The organism is Achromobacter sp., assembly GCF_036567245.1.
GTDB lineage: Bacteria > Pseudomonadota > Gammaproteobacteria > Burkholderiales > Burkholderiaceae_B > Achromobacter.
The window spans coordinates 1-6715 of sequence record NZ_DATCUY010000534.1 but is presented as its reverse complement, the minus strand read 5'-3'; the positions used below and the strand labels follow the sequence as shown (position 1 = coordinate 6715).

Here is a 6715-nt window from a genome sequence, read left to right as displayed (position 1 = left end):
GAACAGCAGCACCAGGATGGCCAGGCCGATCGCCGCTTCAGCGGCGGCCACGGTCAGGATGAAGAACACGAACACCTGGCCGGCGGTGTCGCCGAACCAGCTGGAGAACGCCACGAAGTTCATGTTGACGGCCAGGAGCACCAGCTCGATGGACATCAGGAGAATGATCAGGTTGCGGCGGTTCAGGAAGATGCCGAAGATCCCGATGGCGAACAGGATCGCCCCGAGGATCAGATAGTGGGCCAGCGTCAGCGTCATTTTTGTTCTCCTTGGGGCGCGGCAGCGGTCGGGGTGCCGTTGTGCGCCTGGGCGCGCTCGCTCTGGGCGGGCATGCTCACCAGACGGAAACGGTCCTTCGCACGCACGCGGACGGCGGCCACCGGGTCGTTGTACTTCACGTCGCGGCGGCGGCGCAGGGTCAGCGCGATGGCGGCGACCATGCCGACCAGCAGCAGCGCGGCGCCCACTTCAACGGCGTAGATGTACTGCGTGTACATCGCTTCGCCCAGTGCGCGGGCGTTGTTGTAGTCGCCAGCGACCGGGGCTTGCGGGCCCGCGCCGTACCAGGTCGAACCCAGCACGAAGGCCATTTCCAGCACCATCACCAGGCCGATGATCAGGCCCAGCGGCAGATAGGTCTTCATGCCTTGGCGCAGGGTATCCATGCGGATATCCAGCATCATCACGACGAAGAGGAAGAGCACCATCACGGCGCCCACGTACACCAGCACCAGCAGCAGCGCGAGGAACTCGGCGCCCAGCAGCATCCACAGCATGGCCGCATTGGAGAACGCCAGGATCAGGTGCAGGACGGCGGTGACCGGGCTGCGCGCGGTGATCACGCGGAATGCCGCGATCACCAGCACGGCGGCCAGTATGTAGAACAGGACAGTAGTAAAAGTCATGGATCAGGTCCTGGGCTTCAACGATAGGGAGCGTCTTCGGCCCGGCGGCGGGCGATGTCGGCTTCATAGCGGTCGCCCACGGCGAGCAGCATGTCTTTGGTGAAATACAGGTCGCCGCGCTTTTCGCCGTGGTATTCGTGGATATGCGTTTCCACGATGGAGTCCACGGGGCAGCTTTCCTCACAGAAGCCGCAGAAAATGCACTTGGTCAGGTCGATGTCGTAGCGCGTGGTGCGGCGGGTGCCGTCATCGCGCTGGTCCGACTCGATCGTGATCGCCAGCGCGGGGCACACGGCTTCACACAGCTTGCACGCGATGCAGCGCTCTTCCCCGTTGGGGTAGCGGCGCAGCGCGTGCAGGCCGCGGAAACGCGGCGACGCAGGCGTCTTTTCCTGGGGGTAGCGCAAGGTGACCTTGCGCTTGAAGAAATACTTGCCCGTCAGGCGCATGCCCTTGAGCAACTCGGTCAGCATCAGGCTGCCGAAGAAATCCTTGATCGCTTCCATATCCTGCCTCTGCCTGGCGGCTTAGCGCCAAATGTTCCAGGGCGTCTGCATCCAGATCGCCACCACGACCAGCCAAACGCCGGTCAGCGGGATGAAGATTTTCCAACCCAAGCGCATGATCTGGTCATAGCGGTAGCGCGGGAACGACGCACGGAACCACACGAACAACGAGACCACGAAAAACGTCTTGAGACCCAGCCAGATCCAACCCGGAATCCAGGTCAGCGGCGCGATGTCGATCGGCGAAGCCCAGCCGCCCAGGAACATGATCGAGGCCATGCAGGACAGCAGGATCATGTTGGCGTATTCGCCCAGGAAGAACAGCGCGAACGCCATGCCCGAGTATTCGACCATGTGGCCGGCCACGATTTCCGATTCGCCTTCGACCACGTCGAACGGGTGGCGGTTGGTTTCAGCCACGGCCGAGATCACGTAGATCACGAACAGAGGCAGAAGCGGCAACCAGTTCCAGGACAGGAACGTCAGGCCCTTCTCGGCGAACCAGCCGCGGTTCTGCACATGCACGATTTCGGACATGTTCAGGCTGCCGGACACCAGCAGCACCGTCACCAGCACGAAGCCGATGGCCAGTTCGTACGACAGCATCTGCGCCGAAGCGCGCAGCGCACCCAGGAAGGCGTATTTGGAGTTGGAGGCCCAGCCCGCCACGATCACGCCGTACACGCCGATGGACGTGATGGCCATGATGTACAGCAGGCCGGCATTGACGTTGGCCAGGACCACGTCCGGACCGAACGGCACCACCGCCCAGGCGGCCAGGGCGGGCATCAGCGTGACCACGGGGGCCACGATGAACAGCACCTTGTTGGCCTGCGACGGCACCACCACTTCCTTGGTCAGCAGCTTGAACACGTCGGCGAACGGCTGCAGCAGCCCGCGGAAACCGACGCGGTTCGGACCGAAGCGCACGTGCATGGCGCCGATCATCTTGCGTTCCCAGTAGGTCAGGTAAGCCACGCACAGAATGATGGGCACGGCGATGACCACAATCTTGATGAGGGTCCAGAGGACCATCCAGACCGTCGGGCCCAGCAATGCCGTACCCTGGCTCTCAAGAACATTAAGCCATTCCATCAGGCACGCTCCACGCTGATTTGACCGAATGCGCCACCCAGGGCTGCGGTGTTTTCAAAGGCTGCGGAGATGCGTACGGCGCGGTCGGCCACGGCATCGTCCTGCACGGTTTCGAGTTCGATGGCGCCCTGCCCGCTCGACACGCGCACCTTGACGCCGGCCGTCAGGCCCAGGCTGGTGAGCGTGCGGCCGTTCATGGCGGCAGCCGGCTTCTTCGAGGCCGGGGCCGCTTGCAGCGGCTCCGAACGGCGGACCATGGCGTCGGTACGGTAGATCGGCACGTCGGCGACGCGCTCCAGGCCGATGGCGGCCTGGCCCAGGCCCAGCGGGGCCTTGATCTCGTTGGACAGGCGGCCTTCGATGCCACCCGCCAGCGCGGCGTCGCGCACGGACTCGGAAGTCTCGTCGTCGAAGCCGGCCAGGTGCAGGACGTTGCCCAGCACGCGCAGGACCTTCCAGCCCGGACGGGTCTGGCCGAACGGCGTGACCGTGCCCTTGAAGCTCTGGGCCAGGCCTTGCGCGTTGACGTAGGTGCCCGAGGTTTCGGTGAACGGCGACACCGGCAACATGACGTCGGCCCACTCGGCCGCGGCCGAACGGTAAGGCGTCAGGGCCACGGCGAACTGCGCGCCGCGCAGCGCGGCGATGGCCTGCTGGCCGTTGTCGGCATCCAGCAGCGGCTCGGCGTGCAGGACCACGTAGGCCTTGAGCGGCTCGGCCAGCATGGCGGCGGCGTTCTTGCCGCCCTTGCCCGGAACGGCGCCGGCCAGGTAACCGCCGACGGTGTTGCCGCCGGAGGTCAGGAAGCCGAACTTGCCGCCGGCCAGTTCCGCCACGGCGCGGCCGTTGGCGGCCAGCGTCGAGGCTTGGGCGCTGGCCACGGCCAGGTTGCCCATCAGCACGGCGGTATTGGCGCCGGAAGCCAGGCTGGCGGCGATGAGCTTGGCATTTTCGCCCGGGACGACCGAGGCAAATTCGGCCGGCACGGCCTGTTCCTTGGCCTGGGCCAGCGCGACGGCCACTTCGGCCAGCGCGCGCGCCAGCTCGGACGGCGCCACGGTGATGCGGGCGGCGATGGGCATCAGGGGATCGTCGGCGGCGCTGTCGACCATCAGGATCTGGGTGCCGCGCTTGGCGGCCTGGCGCAGGCGTTGCGCCATCAGCGGATGATCCTTGCGCAGGAACGAACCGACCACCAGGACGCGGTCCAGGTTGTCGAGCTCGGCGATGGGCATGCCCAGCCACGGCGCGCCAGTCAGGGCGGCGTCAAAGGCTGCATCCGTCTGACGCAGGCGGAAGTCGATGTTCTCGGAACCGAGCGCACGGACCAGGCGGCCCAGCAGCGCGTATTCCTCGGTGGTGGCGTATTCGGACGCCAGGGCGCCGATCTGGCCGGCGCCGAAGCTGTCGCGCACGCGGGACAGGCCCTGGGCCACGGCGGCAAGCGCGTCGCTCCAGGAGGCTTCTTGCCACTTGCCGTCGGTGCCCTTGATCATCGGGGCCGACAGGCGGTCTTCGCTGTTCAGGCCTTCGTACGAGAAGCGGTCACGGTCGCTGATCCAGCATTCGTTGACGGCTTCGTCTTCGAAGGGAACCACGCGCATGACGCGGTCGCCCTTGACCTGGACCACCAGGTTGGCGCCGAGGCTGTCGTGCGGGCTGACCGAACGGCGGCGAGCCAGTTCCCAGGTGCGCGCGCTGTAACGGAAGGGCTTGGAGGTCAGCGCGCCCACCGGACAGATGTCGATCATGTTGCCCGACAGTTCGGACTCGATCGAGCGGCCCACGAAGGTCGTGATCTCGGAGTGTTCGCCACGGCCCAACATGCCCAGTTCCATGACGCCGGCGATTTCCTGGCCGAAGCGCACGCAGCGGGTGCAGTGGATGCAGCGGCTCATTTCCTCGGCGGAAACCAGCGGGCCCAGGTCCTTGTGGAAGACCACGCGCTTTTCTTCCTGGTAACGCGAGGAAGAACCGCCGTAGCCCACGGCCAGGTCCTGCAGCTGGCATTCGCCGCCCTGATCGCAGATCGGGCAGTCGAGCGGGTGATTGATGAGCAAGAATTCCATCACCGACTTCTGAGCGGCGCGAGCCTTCTCTGAGCAGGTGTGGACGACCATGCCGTTGGTCACGGGCGTGGCGCAGGCGGGCAGCGCCTTGGGCGCTTTTTCCACTTCAACCAGGCACATGCGGCAGTTGGCCGCGATGGACAGTTTCTTGTGGTAGCAGAAATGCGGCACGTAAAGCCCGACTTTCTGGGCGGCATGCATGACCATGCTGCCTTCGGGCACTTCGACCTTGTTGCCGTCGACGGTTAGTTCAACCATTGCTGTTCCTGAGACCTACAGATATTGCGGGACCACACAAGACTTATGCTCGATGTGGTGCGCGAATTCGTCGCGAAAATGCTTGAGGAAGCCACGGACGGGCATGGCGGCGGCGTCACCCAGGGCGCAGATGGTGCGACCCATGATGTTGCCCGCCACGTTGTCCAGCAAGTCCAGATCTTCCGGACGGCCGTGACCGTTTTCGATGCGATGCACCATGCGGTAGAGCCAGCCGGTGCCTTCGCGGCACGGCGTGCACTGGCCGCAGCTTTCCTCGAAATAGAAGTACGACAGGCGCAAGAGCGACTTCACCATGCAGCGCGTTTCGTCCATGACGATCACGGCGCCCGAGCCCAGCATCGAGCCGGCCTTGGCGATGGAGTCATAGTCCATCGTGCATTCCATGATGATGTCGGCCGGCAGCACCGGAGCGCTCGAACCGCCGGGGATCACGGCCTTGAGCTTCTTGCCGCCGCGCATGCCGCCCGCCAACTCCAGCAGGGTCGAGAACGGGGTGCCCAGCGGGATCTCGTAATTGCCGGGACGCTCGACGTCGCCGGTGATCGAGAACAGCTTGGTGCCGCCGTTGTTCGGCTTGCCGACTTCCAGGTAGGCCTGGCCGCTGTTGCGGATAATCCACGGCACCGCCGCGAACGTTTCGGTGTTGTTGATCGTGGTGGGCTTGCCGTACAGGCCGAAGCTGGCCGGGAACGGCGGCTTGAAGCGCGGTTGGCCCTTCTTGCCTTCCAGCGATTCCAGCAGCGCGGTTTCTTCGCCACAGATGTAGGCGCCGTAACCGTGGAACGCGTGCAGCTGGAAGCTGTAGTCCGACCCCAGGATCTTGTCGCCCAGGAAGCCGGCGGCGCGCGCCTCTTCCAGCGCTTCCTCGAAGCGCTCGTAGACTTCGAAGATTTCGCCGTGGATGTAGTTGTAGCCGGCGCTGATGCCCATGGCGTAGGCGGCGATCGCCATGCCTTCAATCACGATGTGCGGATTGAAGCGCAGGATGTCGCGGTCCTTGAACGTGCCGGGCTCGCCTTCATCGGAGTTACAGACCAGATACTTCTGGCCCGGGAAGGCGCGCGGCATGAAGCTCCACTTCAGGCCGGTCGGGAAGCCCGCGCCGCCACGGCCGCGCAGGCCGGAGGCCTTGACCTCGGCGATCACGTCTTCCGGCTTCATGCCGGTGGTCAGGATCTTCTTCAGGGCTTCGTAGCCGCCGCGCTTGACGTAGTCGGCCAGGCGCCAGTTGGCGCCGTCGACGTCCGCCATGATCTGCGGCTGGATGTGCCGGCCGTGCAGGCACATCGAATTGGAAACGTCGTTCAGCGGATTGGGGTCCAGCCCCTGCGCGAACTGTTTGTACAGGTCGGGCGCGTTCATGCCGACTCTCCTTGCACCTTGAGGGCCGCGACCAGCGCGTCCAGCTTCTCTTCGGTCATGCGCACGCACATATGCTTGTTGTTCACGATCAGCACGGGCGAGTCGCCGCAGGCGCCCATGCACTCGCCTTCCACCAGGGTGAACTGGCCATCGGGAGTGGTGCCGCGGTAGTCGACGCCCAGCTTGCGCTTGAGGTAGTCGCCGGCACGTTCGCCGTCGCGCAAGGCACAGGGCAGGTTGGTGCAGACGGCGATCTTGTTCTTGCCGACGGGCTTGACGTCGAACATGTTGTAGAAGGTGGCGACTTCCTGGACCGCGATGGGCGGAACGCCAATGTAGTTGGCCACATCTTCGATGATTTCGGTAGCCAACCAGCCCTTCTCTTCTTGCGCGATGGCAAGCGAGGCCATGATGGCGGACTGCCGCTGGTCGGCCGGGAACTTCGCGAGTTCTCGGTCGATTTTCTGGTAGGCCTGTTCGGAAAGCAGCATAGTTTGAA

7 protein-coding genes are annotated in these 6715 nt (G+C 64.8%); all 7 read right to left on the bottom strand.

What is annotated here, in order from left to right; translation table 11 throughout:
* A partial coding sequence (nuoK, locus tag VIR09_RS22605; protein ID WP_332014877.1) for an NADH-quinone oxidoreductase subunit NuoK occupies positions 1 to 258 on the bottom strand: 258 nt, incomplete at its 3' end.
* The gene (locus tag VIR09_RS22600; protein ID WP_207473813.1) at positions 255 to 905 is read right to left on the bottom strand and encodes an NADH-quinone oxidoreductase subunit J; all 651 of its coding nucleotides are present in this window, start codon (positions 903 to 905) and stop codon (positions 255 to 257) included. The genes nuoK and VIR09_RS22600, both read right to left, overlap by 4 nt.
* 17 nt (positions 906 to 922) lie before the next feature.
* Entirely contained in the window at positions 923 to 1411 is a 489-nt protein-coding gene (gene nuoI, locus VIR09_RS22595; protein ID WP_008161196.1) for an NADH-quinone oxidoreductase subunit NuoI, read from the bottom strand.
* A 21-nt stretch (positions 1412 to 1432) separates the two neighbouring features.
* Entirely contained in the window at positions 1433 to 2506 is a 1074-nt protein-coding gene (nuoH, locus tag VIR09_RS22590; protein ID WP_332014876.1) for an NADH-quinone oxidoreductase subunit NuoH, read from the bottom strand.
* The gene (gene nuoG, locus VIR09_RS22585) at positions 2506 to 4833 is read right to left on the bottom strand and encodes an NADH-quinone oxidoreductase subunit NuoG (protein ID WP_332014875.1); all 2328 of its coding nucleotides are present in this window, start codon (positions 4831 to 4833) and stop codon (positions 2506 to 2508) included. The genes nuoH and nuoG overlap by 1 nt, the downstream gene beginning before the upstream one ends.
* Positions 4834 to 4848: 15 nt before the next feature.
* Positions 4849 to 6216, bottom strand: coding sequence for an NADH-quinone oxidoreductase subunit NuoF (nuoF, locus tag VIR09_RS22580; RefSeq protein WP_332014874.1), 1368 nt, complete (start codon positions 6214 to 6216; stop codon positions 4849 to 4851).
* Positions 6213 to 6707, bottom strand: a complete 495-nt coding sequence (nuoE, locus tag VIR09_RS22575) for an NADH-quinone oxidoreductase subunit NuoE (protein ID WP_013392145.1) — start codon at positions 6705 to 6707, stop codon at positions 6213 to 6215. The genes nuoF and nuoE overlap by 4 nt, the downstream gene beginning before the upstream one ends.
* Between the last annotated feature and the right edge of the window lie 8 nt (positions 6708 to 6715).

Excerpts from the sequence above, each read along its gene's own strand:
- VIR09_RS22600 (WP_207473813.1), bottom strand. The coding sequence starts at position 905 with ATGACTTTTACTACTGTCCTGTTCTACATACTGGCCGCCGTGCTGGTG.
- nuoI (WP_008161196.1), bottom strand. The coding sequence starts at position 1,411 with ATGGAAGCGATCAAGGATTTCTTCGGCAGCCTGATGCTGACCGAGTTG.
- nuoH (WP_332014876.1), bottom strand. The coding sequence starts at position 2,506 with ATGGAATGGCTTAATGTTCTTGAGAGCCAGGGTACGGCATTGCTGGGC.
- nuoG (WP_332014875.1), bottom strand. The coding sequence starts at position 4,833 with ATGGTTGAACTAACCGTCGACGGCAACAAGGTCGAAGTGCCCGAAGGC.
- nuoF (WP_332014874.1), bottom strand. The coding sequence starts at position 6,216 with ATGAACGCGCCCGACCTGTACAAACAGTTCGCGCAGGGGCTGGACCCC.
- nuoE (WP_013392145.1), bottom strand. The coding sequence starts at position 6,707 with ATGCTGCTTTCCGAACAGGCCTACCAGAAAATCGACCGAGAACTCGCG.